The 17938-nt window shown below is 66.9% G+C and carries 13 protein-coding genes; 8 read left to right on the top strand and 5 right to left on the bottom strand.

Annotation, left to right across the window (positions count from 1 at the left end):
- Positions 1 to 282: 282 nt before the first annotated feature.
- Positions 283 to 1893, bottom strand: a complete 1611-nt coding sequence (locus tag DB30_RS17775; protein ID WP_052550447.1) for an ABC-F family ATP-binding cassette domain-containing protein — start codon at positions 1891 to 1893, stop codon at positions 283 to 285.
- Positions 1894 to 2106: 213 nt separating this feature from the next.
- On the opposite strand from DB30_RS17775, the gene DB30_RS17770 reads away from it, so the two are divergent.
- The 5 genes from DB30_RS17770 (at position 2107) to DB30_RS17750 (ending at position 8189) form a co-directional block, all read left to right on the top strand.
- Entirely contained in the window at positions 2107 to 2769 is a 663-nt protein-coding gene (locus tag DB30_RS17770; RefSeq protein ID WP_052550444.1) for a hypothetical protein, read from the top strand.
- Between the two features lie 155 nt (positions 2770 to 2924).
- The gene (pruA, locus tag DB30_RS17765) at positions 2925 to 4562 is read left to right on the top strand and encodes an L-glutamate gamma-semialdehyde dehydrogenase (RefSeq protein WP_052550465.1); all 1638 of its coding nucleotides are present in this window, start codon (positions 2925 to 2927) and stop codon (positions 4560 to 4562) included.
- A gap of 264 nt (positions 4563 to 4826) precedes the next feature.
- Entirely contained in the window at positions 4827 to 5423 is a 597-nt protein-coding gene (locus tag DB30_RS17760) for a hypothetical protein (protein ID WP_146659398.1), read from the top strand.
- A gap of 67 nt (positions 5424 to 5490) precedes the next feature.
- Entirely contained in the window at positions 5491 to 6396 is a 906-nt protein-coding gene (locus DB30_RS17755) for a hypothetical protein (protein WP_146659396.1), read from the top strand.
- 104 nt (positions 6397 to 6500) lie between these two features.
- Positions 6501 to 8189, top strand: a complete 1689-nt coding sequence (locus DB30_RS17750; protein ID WP_052550438.1) for an OFA family MFS transporter — start codon at positions 6501 to 6503, stop codon at positions 8187 to 8189.
- 27 nt (positions 8190 to 8216) lie between these two features.
- Here DB30_RS17750 and nagZ read toward each other — a convergent pair whose 3' ends face one another.
- Positions 8217 to 9335 carry a beta-N-acetylhexosaminidase gene (gene nagZ / locus DB30_RS17745; RefSeq protein ID WP_052550435.1) on the bottom strand — a complete coding sequence of 373 codons (1119 nt, stop codon included), beginning with the start codon at positions 9333 to 9335 and terminating at the stop codon, positions 8217 to 8219.
- Between the two features lie 563 nt (positions 9336 to 9898).
- Here nagZ and DB30_RS17740 point away from each other — a divergent pair.
- Positions 9899 to 11917, top strand: coding sequence for a TIGR04551 family protein (locus tag DB30_RS17740; protein ID WP_146659393.1), 2019 nt, complete (start codon positions 9899 to 9901; stop codon positions 11915 to 11917).
- Between the two features lie 376 nt (positions 11918 to 12293).
- On the opposite strand, the gene DB30_RS17735 is transcribed toward DB30_RS17740, so the two are convergent.
- Complete coding sequence (locus DB30_RS17735) at positions 12294 to 14144, bottom strand: DUF2254 family protein (RefSeq protein WP_052550432.1); 1851 nt, start codon at positions 14142 to 14144, stop codon at positions 12294 to 12296.
- Positions 14145 to 14215: 71 nt separating this feature from the next.
- On the opposite strand from DB30_RS17735, the gene DB30_RS17730 reads away from it, so the two are divergent.
- Positions 14216 to 15040 (top strand): type III pantothenate kinase, encoded by an 825-nt coding sequence (locus DB30_RS17730; protein WP_052550430.1) that lies wholly within the window; start codon positions 14216 to 14218, stop codon positions 15038 to 15040.
- A 73-nt stretch (positions 15041 to 15113) separates the two neighbouring features.
- On the top strand, positions 15114 to 15770 hold the full coding sequence (locus DB30_RS17725) for a VOC family protein (protein WP_165703825.1): 657 nt from the start codon (positions 15114 to 15116) through the stop codon (positions 15768 to 15770).
- A 10-nt stretch (positions 15771 to 15780) separates the two neighbouring features.
- Here DB30_RS17725 and DB30_RS17720 read toward each other — a convergent pair whose 3' ends face one another.
- Together DB30_RS17720 and DB30_RS17715 are read right to left on the bottom strand one after the other, a co-directional pair.
- Positions 15781 to 17370 carry a UDP-N-acetylmuramoyl-L-alanyl-D-glutamate--2,6-diaminopimelate ligase gene (locus tag DB30_RS17720; RefSeq protein ID WP_052550425.1) on the bottom strand — a complete coding sequence of 530 codons (1590 nt, stop codon included), beginning with the start codon at positions 17368 to 17370 and terminating at the stop codon, positions 15781 to 15783.
- A gap of 14 nt (positions 17371 to 17384) precedes the next feature.
- A complete protein-coding gene (locus DB30_RS17715) occupies positions 17385 to 17906 on the bottom strand; it encodes a hypothetical protein (protein ID WP_165703824.1) in 522 nt (173 codons plus the stop codon).
- Positions 17907 to 17938: the final 32 nt, after the last annotated feature.

Here is a 17938-nt window from a genome sequence, read left to right as displayed (position 1 = left end):
AAGCGCACAAGAGACCCGTGAGGGTCGCTCCGGGCACAATAAGAGGGCGTTGCGAGTGCCCCACCGAAGCCACAGCCCGACCTCGCCGACAGCGATCCATGACAACGCAAATTAGCGTCTTGAGCCCTCCGTGCCCGGAGCGACCCTCACGGGTCGTGCGCGCTGCCCGATCAGCACGTCGACCCCCGCACGTCGACCCCCGCGCTGCCCGAAAAGCACGTCGACCCCATGCAGACGTCTACATGCTCGACGGGTCTGAGGCGGAGCCTCGCCAGTAGTTCGCTACTTGCCGCTCTTGCGCAAGAAGTCCTCGTAGCCGCCCGGGAAGAAGTCCCAGCTGCCGTCGGGGCGCAGATCCAGTACGCAGGTTGCGACCTCTTCGAGCAGCGACTGGTCGTGGGCCACGAAGATCAGCGTGCCCTCGTACTTGACCAGTGACTCTTCGAGGGCGCGGATCGACTCGAGATCGAGGTGGTTGGTCGGCTCGTCGAGCAGCAACAAGTTGTCCCGGGTGAGGGTCAGCTTGGACATCAACAAGCGCACGGTCTCGCCGCCCGAGAGCGCGCTGACGGGCTTCTCGGCGTCTTCACTTGGGAACAGCATGCGCCCGAGCAGGCCGCGGACCTCTTCGACGGAGGCCTTGATGTCCCACTGGTGCAGCCACTCGTAGGCGGTCTTGCCCTCGGCGTTTTGCAGGCCGTCCTCGTGGTCCTGCGGCATGTAGCCGGCGGTGACCTCGTGGCCAAGCTTGATCTTGCCGCGATCGGGCTCGTAGAACGAGGCCAGGCACTTGAGCATCGTCGACTTGCCGACGCCGTTGGGGCCCACGACCGCGAGCTTGTCACCGCGCATGAGCGTGAACGAGACGTCGTTGAACACGACCTGGCCGTCAAAGCTCTTGGACAGCCGCTCGACCTCGAGCACGAGCTTGCCGGAAGGCCGCGCGACCTCGAAGCGGATGAACGGCCGCGCGATGTTCGAGCGCTTGAGATCGGCCATCGACACCTTGATCTTCGAGACCTCGCGCTTGCGCGAGCTGGCCTGCGAAGCCTTCTTGGCGTTGGCGCCAAACCGCCGAATGAACTCTTGCAGGTCGCCGATCTTCTTGGCCTTGCTGGCGTTTTGCTTCTCTTCGGCGATCCGGTAGGCGACCTTTTGCTGCATCATCCGGTCGTAGCCGCCGGGGTAGAGGATGATGTTCTCGTAGTCGACGTCTGCGGTGTGGGTGCACACGCGGTTGAGGAAGTGGCGATCGTGCGAGATCACGATCAGCACGCCGGAGTAGCTGAGCAAGAAGCCCTCGAGCCAGCGGATTGACTCGATGTCGAGGTGGTTGGTGGGCTCGTCGAGCAACAGGATGTCGGGATCGCCGAACAGCGCCTGGGCCAGCAGCACGCGCAAGCGCAGGCCGCCCTGGACCTGCTCGAGCTTGTTTGTGTGATCCGCGGCTGGGATCCCGAGGCCGGTCAGGAGCTCCTCGGCCCGGTTCTCTGCGTCGTAGCCCTCTTGCTCGGCGATCGTCATCTCGAGCGTGGCGAGGCGCATGCCGTCTTCTTCCGACAAGTTGTCGTAGTCGACGGTCTCGAGCATTTTTTCCTTCTCGGACAGGGCCTTCCACAGCACGTCGTTGCCCATGATGACGACGTCGCGGACCCTGAACTCCTCGAACTTGAAGTGGTCCTGATGCAGCACGCTCATGCGCGCGTTGTGGGGCACCGAGATGTGGCCCTTGTCCGGGTCGACGTCACCCGAGAGGATCTTCATGAACGTCGACTTGCCGGCACCATTGGCCCCGGTGAGCCCGTAGCGATTGCCCGGATCAAAGGTCGTGGAGACCTCCTCGAACAGGGTCTTGCCGCCGTAGGCCTTGGTGACTTCGGATACCGTAAGCATTGAGGATCACTCTCTTTTGTGCGTGGCAAGGCCACGCGGGGGCCTGTTTAGGTCAAGCCGCGACGGGTTTCAAGGCGCGCGCTGGCAGAGCAGCTCACCCGCGCTATTGGCAGCCTGCGCCAGCTCACGGCGGTACGTGCGGATCTCGGGCGCAGCCCCCGATCCTCGATCCGGGATCGGGCCCGCCGCCATGAGTGGTGGTAGCTTGCCGCGATGCGTCGACTCTTCGCTGTCAGCGTGCTGTCCCTCGCCCTGATCCCCGCCGCGGTGGTGTTGGCGCCAACCGAAGCGCAAGCGTGCTCCTGCATCCGCTCGCCCGGCGCGGTCGAGTCCGCCCGCGACGCGGACGCGGTGTTCACCGCCAAGCTGCTCGCGGTCGCCGACGGACCCCAACCGGGGCCGCACGCGATGCAGACCAAGATCTTCACCTTCGAGGTTCAGCGCACCTTCAAGGGCCAGCTCGACGCCAAGATCAACATCGAGACCGCTGACAACAGCGCGGCGTGTGGCCGCGCCTACGGGGATCCCGACAGCGAGTGGTTGATCTACGCCCGCATCGACGACAAGGGTCAGGCCCGCGACAACCTGTGCTCGCGGACCACCGCGCTGGCCGACGCCGCCGCGGACATCGAGGCCCTCGATGCGAACGCCGACACCCTCGATCAGCCCAACGAACCGCCGCCAACCACGGATCCAGGCCCCGCCGAGCCCGAGCCCGAGCCGATCCAACCCGAGGCGGTCGACAACGCCCCCGAGCCGGCCGCGCCCAGCAAGAAGGGCTGCTCGGTCACCGCTACGGACATCGGCGGGGGCGGGCTCGCCACGATCCTCGGGTTCGGGCTGCTGCTCTCGGTGTCCCGTCGCCGCCGCGACTGATCTCGCGGCGCAGCGGGTCGCCGCCCGAGCTCAAAACCAATTGGGAGCGCGCAGCGGCTGCGCGCGAGGGTGTGAAGGCGCGCCAGCGAGGGACTGGCCGGCGTAGGAGCCTGTGCCCGTGCGCGCAAGGAAAAGGAAAGGATAGTATGCGGGTCATGTCGTCGTTCGGCTCTTCTCCGATCCCCACGCCCGCCAATGAACCGGTGCGTGACTATGCCCCTGGTAGCCCCGAGCGCGCGCGCATCGAGGTCGAGCTCGATCGCCAGCTCGCCGCCAAGATCGAAGTCCCGCTGGTGATCGGCGGCGAGAAAATCACGACCGGCAACACCCGCGAGATGGTCATGCCCCACCGGCACAGCCACGTGACTGGGATCGCGCACCAGGCCGGCGAGGCCGAGGTCGCCAAGGCGCTCGCAGAGGCGGAGCTCGCCCGCGGTCCGTGGGCAGCGATGCCCTTCGAGGATCGCGCGGCGATCTTCCTGCGAGCGGCGCGGCTGCTCGAGGACGAGTTCCGTGACCAGCTCAACGCCGCGACCATGCTCGGCCAGAGCAAGACCGTGTACCAAGCAGAGATCGACTCGGCCTGTGAGCTCATCGACTTCTTCCGCTTCAACGTCCACTACCTCGAGCGCATCTACGCCGAGCAGCCGATCTCGCCCGGGTCCGCGGTCTGGAACCGCGTCGAGTACCGCCCGCTCGACGGCTTCGTGTTTGCGATCACCCCGTTCAACTTCACCTCGATCGCCGCCAACCTCCCGGCCGCGCCCGCGCTGTGCGGCAACACGGTGATCTGGAAGCCGGCCTCGACCTCGATCCTCTCGGGTCACTACATCATGGAGCTGTTCGAGGCCGCCGGGCTGCCCCCGGGGGTCATCAATTTCCTGCCGGGCTCGTCGAGCGTGGTCGGGCCCTCGATCATGGGTGACGCGCGGCTTGGCGGGATCCACTTCACGGGCTCGACGAGCACCTTCAAGACCCTGTGGCGGCAAGCCAGCGACAACCTGGATCGCTACCGGGCGTACCCGCGCCTGGTCGGCGAGACCGGCGGCAAGGACTTCGTTGTCGCGCACCCCAGCGCCGACCTCGAGACCCTGAGCGTGGCGCTGCTGCGCGGGGCGTTCGAGTACCAGGGCCAAAAATGTTCGGCGGCCTCGCGCGCGTACATCCCCGACAGCCTGTGGCCGGCGCTGCGCGAGCGGCTCGCGGCCGGAATCGCCGAGCTAAAGATGGGCGACGTGCGGGACTTCTCGAATTTCCTGGGCGCGGTGATCGACAAGAACGCGTTCGCGGATCACAAGGGCGCGATCGATGCGGCCAAGGCTGCCGTGGGCGCGGGGGTCAAAGAGGTGCTCGGTGGCGAGTACGACGACTCGGAGGGCTACTTCGTGCGGCCCACGATCATCGTCGCCAACGAGCCAGACTACCCAACCATGGTCGAGGAGCTGTTTGGCCCGATCCTGTCGATCTACGTCTACCCCGAGGCCGAGTTCGAGCAGACCCTGCAGCTGTGTGACAAGAGCAGCCCCTACGCGCTGACCGGGGCGATCTTCGCCCAGGACCGGGCCGCGGTGGTCACCGCCGTCGAGCAGCTGCGCTTCGCGGCCGGCAACTTCTATATCAACGACAAGCCCACGGGGGCCGTCGTCGGTCAGCAGCCGTTCGGCGGCGGCCGGGCCAGCGGGACCAACGACAAGGCTGGCAGCATGTGGAATTTGATCCGCTGGCTGTCGCCGCGGACGATCAAAGAGAACTTCGCCCCCGCGCGAGACTGGCGCTACCCCTTCTTGGGCTGACGCTATACTCAGTTTTGTTGCTCAATTCGGGCAGCGGCTGTTACTCGTGGACCGGAGCCGCTCACGTGGCTGGAGGAACGCATGCATAGGTTCGCGCCGCGAGCTCGACACCATCTCACGATGGGCCTGGTGGTTGCCGCTGCGGTGGCAACCAGCGCCTGTCAGACCAAAACCGGCGAGGCCCAGACTGTTGGGCCGGCTGAGCCAGCTCGGCGCGCCGCCACGTCCTTTGTGCACTGCGTCGAGAGCGAGGGTGGCGGCTGCGTGACCCGAGATCCCAAGCAGGGTTCGTGGGACGCGTTCGCGTTGCTGCACTGGCTGGGCGCTGGTTCGCCCACGTCGATCTTGCAGGCCCTTCGCCGGGAGCTCGAGCATCACCGGGACGCCTATGCGGTCCAGGATCGCTTCGTGGTCCTGACCGCCCGCTACCGCGAGCCGCTGCGCGGGGCCGAGTGCCAGCCCGAGTCCGCGACGCCGCTCGCTGCGCTGCTGCCAAGGGTCGTCAGCCGCGTGCAGACCCGGATGAAAGATCTGGGCCTGTGGCGCAGCGACTTCGAGCAGCTCGTCACCGCCCTGGCCAGTGAGGCCGAAGACGGCCTCTCGGACGGCTGGTTGGTGCACATGACCTGCTTCGGCGACCCCTACGAGATCTGGGTCGCCACCGCCAAAGAAGACGAGCGACAGGTCGTCGTCGGCATGCTGACGAGCCTCCCGACGTGGCTCGATGGCGGGCCGCTCGCCGATGAGCACGTCGAAGGACGGCTCCGCAACCGCACGGTTGGTAGCACGACGACGCTCGGGGTGATCCGCGAGGGCACCGTCGACACCCGCTGGATCCCCATCCCGATCGAGGAGTTTTAATATGGCGAAGCTGGCGATACTGACCACGGCGCTCCTGGCTGCGAGCCCGCTGAGCTCCCTGAACTCCGTGAACTCCGTAAACGTGGTGAACACGATCGACGCGACCTCCCGCGTCGACGCGTCGCTCGAGGCCTCGGTCTCGGCCTTGGCCTCGCAATTGCCCGAGCCACCCTCGCTCGGTGATCTGATCCAAGCCCAAGCAGCGCCCCAGACCCTGCAGGGCTTCGACACCGTCGTGCTCACGCAGATCAACGCGTTGTTTGGCTCCGAGAACCTCCCGCTGGCCAACGGCAGCAGCGTCGAGCCCGGCATCTACATCACCGCCACGCCGCAGAGGCTGCTGGTGTTCGACGAAGAGATCCTCGCGCTCACGGGCGGCGTCGTGCCACCGGGGCCGGCCTCGCGCGAGTGCAAGAGCGGGTGCAAGGCGTCGCTGTGGAGCCCGTTTCGGCGGCTGTGGTTGGAGGCCCTCGAAGAGGCCCAGACCTACGTGCTCGAGGTCCCGAGCCGGGTGTTGTTTGGGCTCGAGGCCAGCGTGCCGGCCAAGACCCTGGTCGAGCTGGCCTACGCGATCGCCGAGACCCGGCCGGGTGAGCCGCCAAGCTTCTCGCTGTTGGTCAACGGCAGCAACGCGGGCCTGCGCGCCCGCCCCTTCTATCTGTTGCCGCCGGGCGGCATGCGGGTTGCCCCGGGTGACAACGCCCTGGCACTGCGGGTCACGCTTGGGCCCGGCGAGTCGTTCACGATCAGCGCCGCGCACCCCCGGTTCTCGTCGAACATCACGGGCACCGGTTGGAAGGATCTCGCCGCGCAGATGGTGGCGGTGAAGAAGCGCTATCCCAACAAGGGCACGATCATCATCGACGTTGGTGACGACGCGACGATCAACGACGTGGTCATGGCCATGCTCGCGACCCAAAAGCAGTTCCCGACGGTCGTGCTGACCAACGATCTCCCCGTCAAGTGGGGCTGATCTAGTAATACGACTTCGGCTTCGCCTTCGCGCCGTAGCCTCGGCACGCAGCGACGCATCTGACGACCGCGCCGAACTTCCGTCCCCTGCTAGCATCACGCTAGATGGGCCTGTTCCAACGCCTGCACAAGGATCACATCGTCGCGCCGCCGGGGTTCAATCGCTGGCGGGTGCCGCCGGCGTCGATCGCGATTCACTTGTGCATTGGCTCGGTCTACGCGTGGAGCATCTTCAACCCGCCGCTGACCAAGGCGCTTGGGGTGGTCGGGGCCGCGGCCGGCGACTGGGCCCTGGAAGACGTCACGCGCATCTTCTCGGTTGCGATCGTGTTCCTGGGCTTGTCCGCCGCGGTCGCGGGCAAGTGGCTCGAGGAGGTTGGCCCGCGCATGGTCGGGGTCGTCGCTGCGTGCCTGTGGGGCGGCGGCTTCGCGGTTGGGGGGCTCGGGATCCTGACCCATCAGCTGTGGCTGCTGTACCTGGGTTATGGGGTGCTTGGCGGCTGCGGGCTTGGGCTTGGCTACGTGTCGCCGGTCAGCACGCTGATTCGGTGGTTCCCGGATCGGCGTGGCATGGCCGCAGGCATGGCGATCATGGGCTTTGGCGGCGGGGCCATGATCGCCGCGCCCATGAAAGAGGCGCTGCTCAAGCTCTTTTATCGCGCGCCCGAGCGACTCGGCTCGGTCGCCGAGCTCGAGCTGGTCACCCAAGCTGGCCGCCGGCTCGCCCGGGTTGGCGAAGACCTGCGCGAGGTCGTGGTGATCGGCGCCGAAGAGGGCGCGAAGCTGCTCGTGCCCGCCAAGGCCGGCGTGTACGAAGTGGGGACCGGCAGCTCCGGCGCGGCCGAGACCTTCTTCGCGCTCGGGGCCGTGTACTTCGTGGTCATGCTGGTCGCCGCGTTCTCGTTTCGCGTGCCTGCGCCAAATTGGAAGCCCGATGGTTGGACCCCACCCGACAAGTCAACCGCGACCGCGCGGATGATCACCACCCACAACGTGCACATTGATCAGGCCCACAAGACCCCGCAGTTCTACCTGCTGTGGATCGTGCTGTGCTTCAACGTGACGGCGGGGATCGGGGTGATTGGCGTGGCCAAGACCATGATGACCGAGATCTTTGGCACGACCTTGCCAACGATCGTGGACGGGGCGTTCGCCGCGACCTACGTGACGATGATCAGCGTGTTCAACATGGCCGGCCGGTTCATGTGGGCCAGCGCCTCGGACAAGATCGGGCGCAAGAACACCTACTACGTGTTCTTCGTGGTTGGGATCGCGCTGTACCTGTCGATCCCGTGGACCGCGGCGCAGGTCAGCGCCTCGCCCGAGCTCGTGTGGCTGGTCGTGTTCTATGCGGCGACGATGCTGATCTTCACGATGTACGGGGGCGGGTTCGCAACGATCCCGGCCTACCTGGCGGACATCTTTGGGACCAAGTACGTGGGCGGCATCCATGGCCGGTTGCTGACCGCGTGGAGCACCGCGGGGGTGCTGGGGCCGCTGGCGATCACCTCGCTGCGGGCCCGCGCGGTCGAGCATGGGATCGTCGAATTGGCTGGGAAGGTTGATCCGGCCCAGTTTCAGCGAAGCTTTGGGGCGGGGCTGGATCAGCTGCCGATGCTGGTCGAGGCCAAGACGGTGACGCTGGCGAAGCTGATGGAGATCGCCCCGGCGGGGACGCGGGATCCCACGGCGGGCTTGTACGACTCGACGATGCTGTTGATGGCGGGGTTGTTGGTGTTGGCCTTGGTTGCGAACGCGTTGGTCAAGCCGGTTGACGCGAAGCACCATGAGTGAAGCCGCCTGCGGGTTCAGGCCCGCGGCTCACGAGCGCTCGGTTGGGTCGACTTGGTCGTGGGCGACTTGGTCGTGGGCGACTTGGTCGTGGGCGACGGGGCTGGTGCGAAGCCGATCCGCGAGGGCTTGGTGGCTGGCGAAGGGGGGCCCGGCCTCCGTCAGCGGGACCACCCGGACGGTCTTGCCGTAGCGCTGCTTGAAGCCGGCGAGGCGGCGCAGGGGGTGCTCGAGGAGTTGATCCGGGGCGCGCTCGAGCTTGGCGAGGACCTCTTCGCGCAGATCTGCTTGGGAGCAGACCAAGATCACGTCCACGCCAGCGCGCAGGCAACCAAGGCTGCGATCTTCAACGCTGAAGTGATCCGCGACGGCCTTCATCTCGATGTCGTCGGAGAACACCAGGCCGTCATAGGCCAGCTCGGCCCGGAGCATGCCCATGACCTCGGGCGAGAGCGTGGCAGGGCGCTTGGGATCGAGCTTCGGGAACAGGACGTGGGCGGTCATGATCGAGGCGACCTCGGCTTCGATCGCGGCCCGGAAGGGGGGGAGCTCGGTGCGCTCGAGCCGGTCGCGCTCGAGCTCGAGGCGGGGCAGCGCGAGGTGGCTGTCGAGGTCGGTGTCGCCGTGTCCGGGGAAGTGCTTGGCACAAGTGGCGACGCCGCGGTCCTGCATCGCCGTGATGAAGGCCGCCGCGTGGCGCCCGACGGTGGCGGGATCCCGGGCGAAGCTGCGATCCCCGATCACGGGGTTGTCGGGGTTGCTGTCCACGTCGACGACCGGGGCGAAGTCGAGATCGATGCCGGCGTCGAGCAGCTCGAGCGCCAGCGCGCTGGCGAACGCGCTGGTGTCCTGCGTTGGCCCGCCGCCAAGGGTCCGCATCGGCGGCCACTCGGTCCATGGATCCCGCAGCCGTTGGACCCGGCCGCCTTCTTGATCGATCGCGATCGTGAGCGGGGCGTCGGCCGGGGCGAGCTCGTGGAGCTTGCGGGTCAACGCGCGCAGCTGCTCGGGATCGGCGATGTTGCGCTTGAACAACACGACCCCGCCGACTCGGCCTTCGCGGATCCGCTGGCCGAGATCTGGCGGGACCGTCAGCCCCGAGAACCCGACGAACAACAACTGACCTGGCTGCCACGTGCTGCCGCTCACCCGCGAGACTTTAGGTGTTTATTGTTACCCCCACACGCACCTTCGCACTTCGCAGGTCACTCGCTGCGCTCGCTCCCAACGGGCCGGCTGTTCGCGGGGGCATGTGTGGCCCCCTGCAAGGGGGCTTTTCTGCACCCCGCACCCGCCTTCGCACCCGCACCACACGCACCTTCGCACTTTGCAGGTCACTCGCTGCGCTCGCTCCCAACGGGCCGGCTGTTCGCGGGGGCATGTGTGGCCCCTGCAAGGGGCGCGGGTGGCTTCGGCAAAGGGCGAACAGCCACGGTCGACACGCACTACGGGCGGGAAACAGCTGCCAACGCGGCACCCCGGTCCCGCTTTCAGCGCCCGCTGGGATCACGCTGAATTCCAAGAAAAGCGCTGATTCTGGCCGTTCTAGACGGTTTGAGCCGAGTTGACGCTGCTAGGCCCGGTGGCTATCGTGCCCCGCTTTCATGCCCGAACCACGGCGACTCCCCTCCCTCGGTGGACCGGCCCTCGCGGTATCGCTGCCGGTCCTCGCCCTCGTGCTTGGGCTCGGGATCCCTGCAACGGCCTCTGCCATGCAGCCACCTCCGGGGGGCATGGGCGGAGGGGGCATGCCTGGTGGCGGTGCGGCTCCGCCAACCGGCGGCGACAAAGACAAGGACGGCCCAGCCGAGGCCGCGCCCAAGGACAAGGGAGCCCTCGCGCCCGTGGTCCCGGTGCCGGCCCAGCCCGAGGGGCGTCGGCGCCTGCAGCTGTTCGAGCTGCACGGCAACCTGCGCATGCGGGCGGACTTCTTCCACCGCCTCGACCTCGATCTGTTCTTCACAGAGCAAGACGGGCTCGACAACAAATTTTTCCTTCCGCCCTCGGAGATGGGCGAGTTCTCGGAGACGAACTCGCTGCGGGCCAACGACGCTGGGTGTGCGGCGCAGCTGAGCGCGCGCGGGGTCTCGCCCAGTCGCGTGAACACCCTGTGCAAGCGGCGGCGGAGCACGGCCGGCGCAAACATGCGCCTGCGCCTCGAGCCCACGATTCACGTGACCGACACGGTCAAGATCCACTCGCAGGTGGATCTGCTCGACAACCTGGTGCTCGGCAGCACCCCCGACAGCTTCGCGGGCGAGAGCCCGTGGGCGCCGACGGATCTGTTCACGCGCACGCAGTACGCCCCGCAAGACGGCGTCAACTCGTTCAACGACAGCATCACGGTCAAGCGGGCTTGGGGTGAGATCCGGTTCGGCTTTGGCATGACCCTGGAGTTTGGTCGGATGCCCAACCACTGGGGCCTTGGCATCGTCCAGAACGACGGCAACGGCTACGCGCGCGGCGAGAAGTCCGACATCATTCGCATGGTCGACACCGACTACGGCGACTCGAGCGACAGCGTGCGGCTGACCTTCGACTTTGGGCCCGACAAGCGCAACGCGATGACGCTTGGCGTCAGCTACGACTGGGCCGCCAGCGGGCCCACCACCGCCCAGCTGCTTGGCCCGGAGTGGGAGAGCGGCAACCTCGTGGCCCAGACCCTGTCGGCCGAGCTCTACGACAACGTTCACCAGTTTGGCGTGTGGATCGAGCGCCGCGACGACGCCGCGATGCTGCAGCGCAAGCTGTCGTCGGGCACCCCGGTCGTCAACTACGGGCTCAAGACTTGGCTGCGCTGGCAGACGATCGGTCGCGCGATCGGGACGCCGGGCCTCGGTGACGGGCTTGGCGGCAACCCATCGCTGGATGACACCGACCCCGTCGGTGATCTAGACGGCCTCAGCCACGCCGGCGTGCCGCTTGGCAACGGGCTGCTCGACGACGACGGCAACAGCGGGCTCAACAACTACTCCGCCAGCTTGGTGCATCGGCGCGGCTGGTTGCTGACCCCGGATCTGTGGCTGCGCGTCAACTGGCGGACCATGCGGATCGAGGCCGAAGGGGCCCTGATCGTCGGCAACTTCCGCCACCGCGACCTCACGGAAGATCGCAGCTCCGACGACTTCAACATCAACGCGGCGACCGGCACGGATCTCACCAAGGTCCTGCAGTTCGGCTACGCGCTGGAGTTCAAGTACGGGCTGTTCAAAGATCGCTTCCACATCGGGCTCGATCATGGCTTCGCCAGCGGCGACAGCTCGCAGCCCTACCGAAATCAGTACCAGTCCCCGCTCCCCACCACCAACGGTGGCGACTATGCAGGGTTCGGCACGTTCCGGTTCAACCCCGCGTACATGCAGGACATGCTGCTGTTCAAGGAGCTGCTCGGCACCGTGGCCAACGCGGCCTACGTCAAGCCGTGGGCGGCGTTCTACTTCTTCCAAGACAACGTCAGCGCCCGCGCCGACGTCGAGTTTGCGGGGGCGGTGGATCAACGGGGGACCCTCGCGGGCGACCGCTCGCTGTGGGGGCTCGAGATCGCTGGGTCGGTCCGCTATCACGACGCGGAAGAGCCGATCTTCTTCCAGCTGCAGTACGGCGCGATGTTCCCGTTTGGGGCCTGGAACCCGGTGCTCTCGGGGGTCAACGCGAACGGGGATCCGACCACGAACCGCGTGGACGCCCGCGCGGCGCAGACGGTCCAAGCCCAACTCGGCATCCGGTTCTAAATTAGACCCCCACAGGCGGTTTCGCACTTCGCGGTCACTCGCTTCGCTCGCTCCCAAGGGGCTGGCTGTTCGCTACCGCATGTGTGGCCCCCTAGAAGGGGGCTCTTGTCTGAGCGCTCACGGCCACCGGGGGGCGCTCCATCTGCGTGGGGGGACTCGCTCTTCGTCGGGTCCTTAGACCCGCGGTCACCGGTTGGCGCTCCGGCTTCGGGTCTCAAGCCGGATGCCGACCACGCAGATGGAGCGCCGAGCGGTGGCCGTTAGCGCCCAGACGAGAGCCCCCTTCTAGGGGGCCACACATGCGGTAGCGAACAGCCAGCCCATTGGGAGCGAGCGAAGCGAGTGACCGCGAAGTGCGAAGGTGGCTGTGGGGGTCCTAAGGTGTGTTTGGGACGATTTTGGGGGCTCCCGGGGGCTCGAAGGCGCCGGTGCGCATCGCCTCGAGGGCGACCTTGTTGAGCGACGGGAACCACGAGAAGAACAGCGGCAGCTGGCCCTTCTGCTCGTCGGTCAGGTAGTCGAAGTTCGAGCCCCGATCATTGACCTCCCAGAATTCACGGGTCCGCAAGGCCGCGAGCAGCTGCCAGATCCCGAGCATGCGATCCGCCGGCTCGTTCTTCATGTCGGCCTGGATCCGGCGGGCGAGCGACTCGGCACCATTGAGCATGTAGGTCGTTGCGAGCTTGACCTGGGCCCGGCGCACGCCCTGCAATGTGGTGTCGGAGTGGGCGGTCTCGGTGCTGTCGTCGACCCGCAAGAAGGTTGCGAGCAGCTCGTCGTGATACTGCGAGTCGGTGTGGAACGCCTTGGCGCACAGGGCACCCACGTCGTGGGCGATGACCTCTGTGATGAAGGCCATGCTGCGCCCAAACGCGATGCCGCTGTAGTAGCGCATGTAGCGGGCGATCTCGAGGCCGCGGCGCTCGAGCTCGCTCAGATCCCCGGCGGGGGCGCCGATCGTGACCGTGAGCGTGGACGTCATGCTCATCGGCTCATCGAGGATCAGATCTTCGGCCTTGGTGTCGAGGTGCTCGATCACGAACTCACCGAGCTGCCGATACTGATGCAGGATGTTGTAGCAGGTGCGAATGTCGTTGGCGTTGATCGTGGCGCGCAGGTAGGTGTTGAAGAACTTGATTGAGAGGTCCAGGGCCGGCAGATCCCCGTGCCGCGCGGCGGCCTCACCCAGCCGGCGGGTGTTGATCGCAATCAGGTAGCACAGGTCCTTCATGCGCTCGAGGCCCTCGCCGTACAACATCTGGTACTGGCGGAGGATCTTCCACTCGAGCCAGATCCCGCGGTTGCGAAGATCGTCGACGGCCTCGTCGGACAGGCTGACGAAGTCGGGGCTCTGGCGGTTCCAATCTGGGATCGAGTGCCAGGTGTTGACCATCCCAGCCTTGGTGTCCCCGTAGTAGATCGCGTAGTTGGACAAGGCGTTGGTCGCGCTCGATGCGATGTTCTTGTCTTGCTGCTGGACCGCGTTGAGGCCGATGTTGGCGAGGTGCTCGACGCCCTGGGTGGCCTCGCGCTGACGGGTGCCGATCGAGCTGCGCCCGCGACCGCGATAGGGGGTTGACGCAGCCAGGCCGTCGGTCGTGATCCGCGAGATGATCGAGTCGGGCTCGAGGAAGTTGAACACGAACACGAAGTAGGGAAACAGCAGCAGCAAGCTGGCCGTCATCAGCAGCATTGACACGAGCACGCCCCAGCTGGGCACCGACGCTGGGCCAACGACGAAGTTGATCCACAGCACATAGATGTTGCAGACCACGAAGAAGCTCAGCACGCGCTGATTGGTGCGGTCGCGCAAGAACAGCGAGGTCACGATTGGGGTGAACCGCGTCGCCGCCAACTGCACGATGATGCTGGACACCGTGAGCGCGAGGCCCAGGACCGCAGCCATGATCTCGCCAAGGCTGCCGAGGGTGTTGGTGGCCTGGCTGGGCTCGATCGAGAGCAGCGCGTCGACCAACCCGCGACCGGTGAAGTTGGCCCCAAGCAGCAGATCGAAGATGGTCGAGAGCGCGAAGAACAGGCCCGCGACGGTGCCGAGGGCGGCGAAGGGTACGACCCAGCCCCGCAGCGGCAGGCGAAGGTCCTTTTGCCGCTGCTCGATCAGCGAGACCGGGTCGGGGCGGACCGGAGGCGTCCAGCTGCGGTCACCCAGACCTCGACCCTTGACCTGATCGTCGGCATGCTCGCCTGGCTGAGAACCCTCGTTCACGGGCCGCCACGGTAGCAGATGCGAGGGGTGGACAGTGGGATTTAGGTGCAGGCGGGGTACAGTCCCGCGTGATGCTGCTTGCGATCGATGTCGGCAACTCCAACAGCTCGATCGGTGTGTTCGAAGGTGAGCGGCTGCGCTGCGAGCTGCGCCTCGCAACCCACCGGGACTGGACCCGCGACGAGTTTGCGATCAAGCTCGAGCGCGCGCTCGCGCTGCAGGGCATGGACTTCGAGGGCATCGATGGCGCGGTGCTGGCCTCCGTCGTGCCCCCGGTGACAGAGCCGATCGTGGCCGCGCTCGCCCGCTATGTTGGCGTTGAGGCGCTGGTCGTGACCCCCATGCTCGACACCGGGATGCCGGTCCTCTACGAGCCAGCGCAGGACGTTGGCGCGGACCGGATCGTGGCCGCGATCGCAGCCCACGAGCGCTATGCGCGGATTGACCCGGGGCCTGGCGGGGTGCCTGGGGCGGGGCAGACCAACACGGCGATCATCATCGTCGACTTTGGGACGGCGACCACCTTCGACGTGGTCTCGCCGACCCCCGAGTACCTTGGCGGGGTGATCGCCCCGGGCGTGGGTATCAGCGCCGACGCGCTGTTCAGGCGAGCAGCCAAGCTGCCCCGGGTCGACGTGGCCAAGCCGGCCTCGGTGGTCGGTCGCAACACGGTGGGCGCGATCCAATCGGGGTTGTTCTACGGCTACGTTGGCTTGGTCGAGGGTGTTCTCGCCCGGATCCGCGGCGAGCTGAGCTGGGAGGCCCGGGTGATCGCAACGGGGGGGCTGGCCCGGAAGGTCGCCCACGAGACCGCCTCGATCGACATCGTCGATGACAACCTGATGCTCGAGGGGCTGCGGCTGTTGCATCTGCGAAAGCGCAAGTCGGGTAGTTGATTGTCACCCCATCGGATCGCTTTGTTGCGATATTGCGATCGAGCCGCGACGGCTCGTGAAGGAGGACCGCAAGATGAGCAACTTCGTCCACATGGAGCTGAACACTTCCGACCCCGAAGCCGCGAAGAAATTCTACGCGGCAGTCTTTGGATGGACGTACCAAGACGTCCAAATGCCCGACGGGGTGTATTCGATGATCATCACCCCGACCGGAGGAATCGGGGGCATTGACAAGAATCCGACGCCCGGCGCTCCCAGCGCCTGGGTTGGCTATGTTGGCGTCGCGTCGATCGCCAAGACGATCGGCGTCATCAAGAAGAACGGGGGCCGGATCCTCGTGCCCGCGACCGAGGTTCCGGGCATGGGTAAGCTGACGGTGTTCGCGGATCCAACCGGCGCCGTGTGTGCTGCATGGGAGGCCGCACCCGCAGCAGCTGAGGGTGGCAGCGCGAAGAAGGCCACCGCGAAGAAGGCCACCGCCAAGAAGGCTGCCGCCAAGAAGGCTGCCGCCAAGCCAGCTGCCGCGAAGAAGGCTGCCGCCAAGCCAGCCGCCGCCAAGAAGGCTGCTGCTGCCAAGCCAGCCGCCGCCAGTGCCAAGAAAGCTGCCGCCGCAAAGCCGGCCGCCGCCAGTGCCAAGAAAGCTGCCGCCGCAAAGCCGGCCGCCGCCAAGAAGGCCGCCGCCAAGAAGGCCGCGACGCCAAGCAAGAAAGCGGCGGCGAAGAAAAAGTAAGCGCGCTCGTTCAGACCCCTCGTGGGTCTGTGGGCGACCCAGGCCGAGTTCGTGCACGCAGCGCGAGCTCGGCCTGCTCGCGATCGTCGAAGTGGATCTTCGTGGTGCCGAGCACCTGATAATTTTCGTGGCCCTTGCCAGCCAACAGCACAACGTCGTGCGCGTTGGCTTCGCTGATCGCAAGGCTGATCGCGCGAGCGCGATCGACCTCGCGGATCAGCTCCGCGCCGCCTTGCTGCTGGGGGATCGCGCCGGCCAGCATCTGACTCAGGATCGCTTCGGGATCCTCGGTCCGCGGGTTGTCGGAGGTCGCAATGAAGCGATCCGCCCCGCGGCTGGCGACCTCGCCCATGATCGGTCGCTTGCTGGCGTCGCGGTCGCCCCCGCAGCCAAGCAGGATGACCAACTTCCCGCCACGCTTGGCCGCCGTCGGACGCAGCGCCTCGATCGCGCGGGCGACCGCGTCTGGCGTGTGGGCGTAGTCAACGTAGACCGCGGGACCCTGATGATCGTCGCCGCGCGGGCTTGGCAACGCGACCGCCTCGAGCCGCCCGGGCGCACCGCGAGCCTGGCCCAGGGCTGCCTCGATGTGCGGGAGCTCGACACCAAGCCCGATCGAGAGACCCACGGCCGCCATCAGGTTGTCGAGGTTGAAGTCGCCGACCAAGGGTGAGCGAAGCCAGAGGCTGCCAACCGGCGTGCGCAAGCGGGCGACCAGTCCGGCGGCGGCGTGGTCACGCTCGATCACGCAGATCTCCGCGGCGCGCTCGGACACGGGCACCCGCGAGCTTCGCCAGCGCCGTTCGACCCCGGCTTCGGCCGCCGCCTGCAAGAACGCGGACCCAGCCTCGCCCTCAGCCGGGGCCACGGCCACGCCCGAAGCGAGGCAGTGCCTGCGAGCCAGCAGACACTTGGCCTGCAGATAGGCCGCCATGCTCGCGTGGTAGTCGAGGTGGTCCTGGCTGAAGCTGGTCAAGGCCACGGCCGCGAACTGCAACGGGACGATCCGACCTTGGTCCAGGCCGTGAGACGAGACCTCCATGACGCCGTGGGTTGCCCCGCGCTCACACGCGGTGGCCAACAGCCGCTGCAGATCAATGGGAAACGGCGTCGTGAAGCTGGCCGGCGTCTCGTGATCGACGATCCAGTCGCCGGTCGTGCCGAGCCGCAGGTGCGGATGCCCGGCTGCCTGCAGCACCGAAGCGACGAGGTGGGCCGTGCTGGTCTTGCCGTTGGTGCCGGTGATCCCCGCGAGCTGCAAGCGCTCGCCCGGCCAGCCGTACCAGCCCGCGGCCAAGCTGGGCAGCGCGGCGGCGACGTCGTCAACGACGATCCTGGGCTGCGAACCCGAGATCCCCCGATCACGACGCACGACCACCAAGGTGGCGCCCGCGGCCACTGCCTTGTCGATGAAGTCGTGGCCATCGACCGTGTGCCCGGCGGTGGCGATGAAACAGTCGCCCGGCTCGATCGCGCGCGAGTCGACCTTGGGCGAACCGACAAGCGTGTCGGGATCGCAGCCGATCGCCCTGGCGTGCAGCGCAGGATCGAGGGCGGCGAGCAGCTCGCCGACGCGGCGCAGTGGAGAGCCCCGAGTCACGTTCGGCGACGATCCTAGCACGCGGCCGCGGCCGGCCCCATGGCTTCGATCGCCCGCTCGCCAACGAAGCCCTGCACGACGACGAAGCTGGTCGATACCCCCACGCAGATCAACACCGGCAACAGCTCGCCGCCACCGGCGAGGCACAGGGTGCTGAGCAAGCCGGGGACCTGCGGGATCGAGGTCAGCAGCAGCAAGCTGTCGCGGATCTTGTTGGGTGTGGGCTGCTCGCCCGTCGCTGCTGACGCTCGACGAATGACCCAGCGCAGCAACGCGATCCCCACACACCCCGCGACCACGGTCACGCCGATCAGGATCCACGCCGTGTTTGTGGCCCGGGTTGCGATGATCTCGTCGGTGAGCTCGGGCCAGTAGATCCCACGCAGCTCGGTGAGCACCGGACCGTAGAGCGGCCCAAGCACGTACACGCGCAGCAGCGTCTCGATCCCCAGCATGATCGGGACCGAGATCGCGATCAGCAAGACCACGACCCGAAGCCCAGGTAAGGGACTGCTCTGGACCCCATCCGACATCACCGAGATCACATCCTACACGTCGCCACCAGCGA

The organism is Enhygromyxa salina, from assembly GCF_000737335.2.
Lineage (GTDB): Bacteria > Myxococcota_A > Polyangia > Nannocystales > Nannocystaceae > Plesiocystis > Plesiocystis salina_C.
The sequence above is the reverse complement of the archived record's forward strand: the minus strand, read 5'-3'. Positions and strand labels throughout refer to the sequence as shown.

Coding starts and splice junctions, on each gene's coding strand:
- DB30_RS17725 (WP_165703825.1), top strand. CDS start 15,114: ATGAGCAACTTCGTCCACATGGAGCTGAACACTTCCGACCCCGAAGCC.
- DB30_RS17750 (WP_052550438.1), top strand. CDS start 6,501: ATGGGCCTGTTCCAACGCCTGCACAAGGATCACATCGTCGCGCCGCCG.
- DB30_RS17770 (WP_052550444.1), top strand. CDS start 2,107: ATGCGTCGACTCTTCGCTGTCAGCGTGCTGTCCCTCGCCCTGATCCCC.
- DB30_RS17730 (WP_052550430.1), top strand. CDS start 14,216: ATGCTGCTTGCGATCGATGTCGGCAACTCCAACAGCTCGATCGGTGTG.
- DB30_RS17740 (WP_146659393.1), top strand. CDS start 9,899: ATGCAGCCACCTCCGGGGGGCATGGGCGGAGGGGGCATGCCTGGTGGC.
- DB30_RS17775 (WP_052550447.1), bottom strand. CDS start 1,893: ATGCTTACGGTATCCGAAGTCACCAAGGCCTACGGCGGCAAGACCCTG.
- pruA (WP_052550465.1), top strand. CDS start 2,925: ATGTCGTCGTTCGGCTCTTCTCCGATCCCCACGCCCGCCAATGAACCG.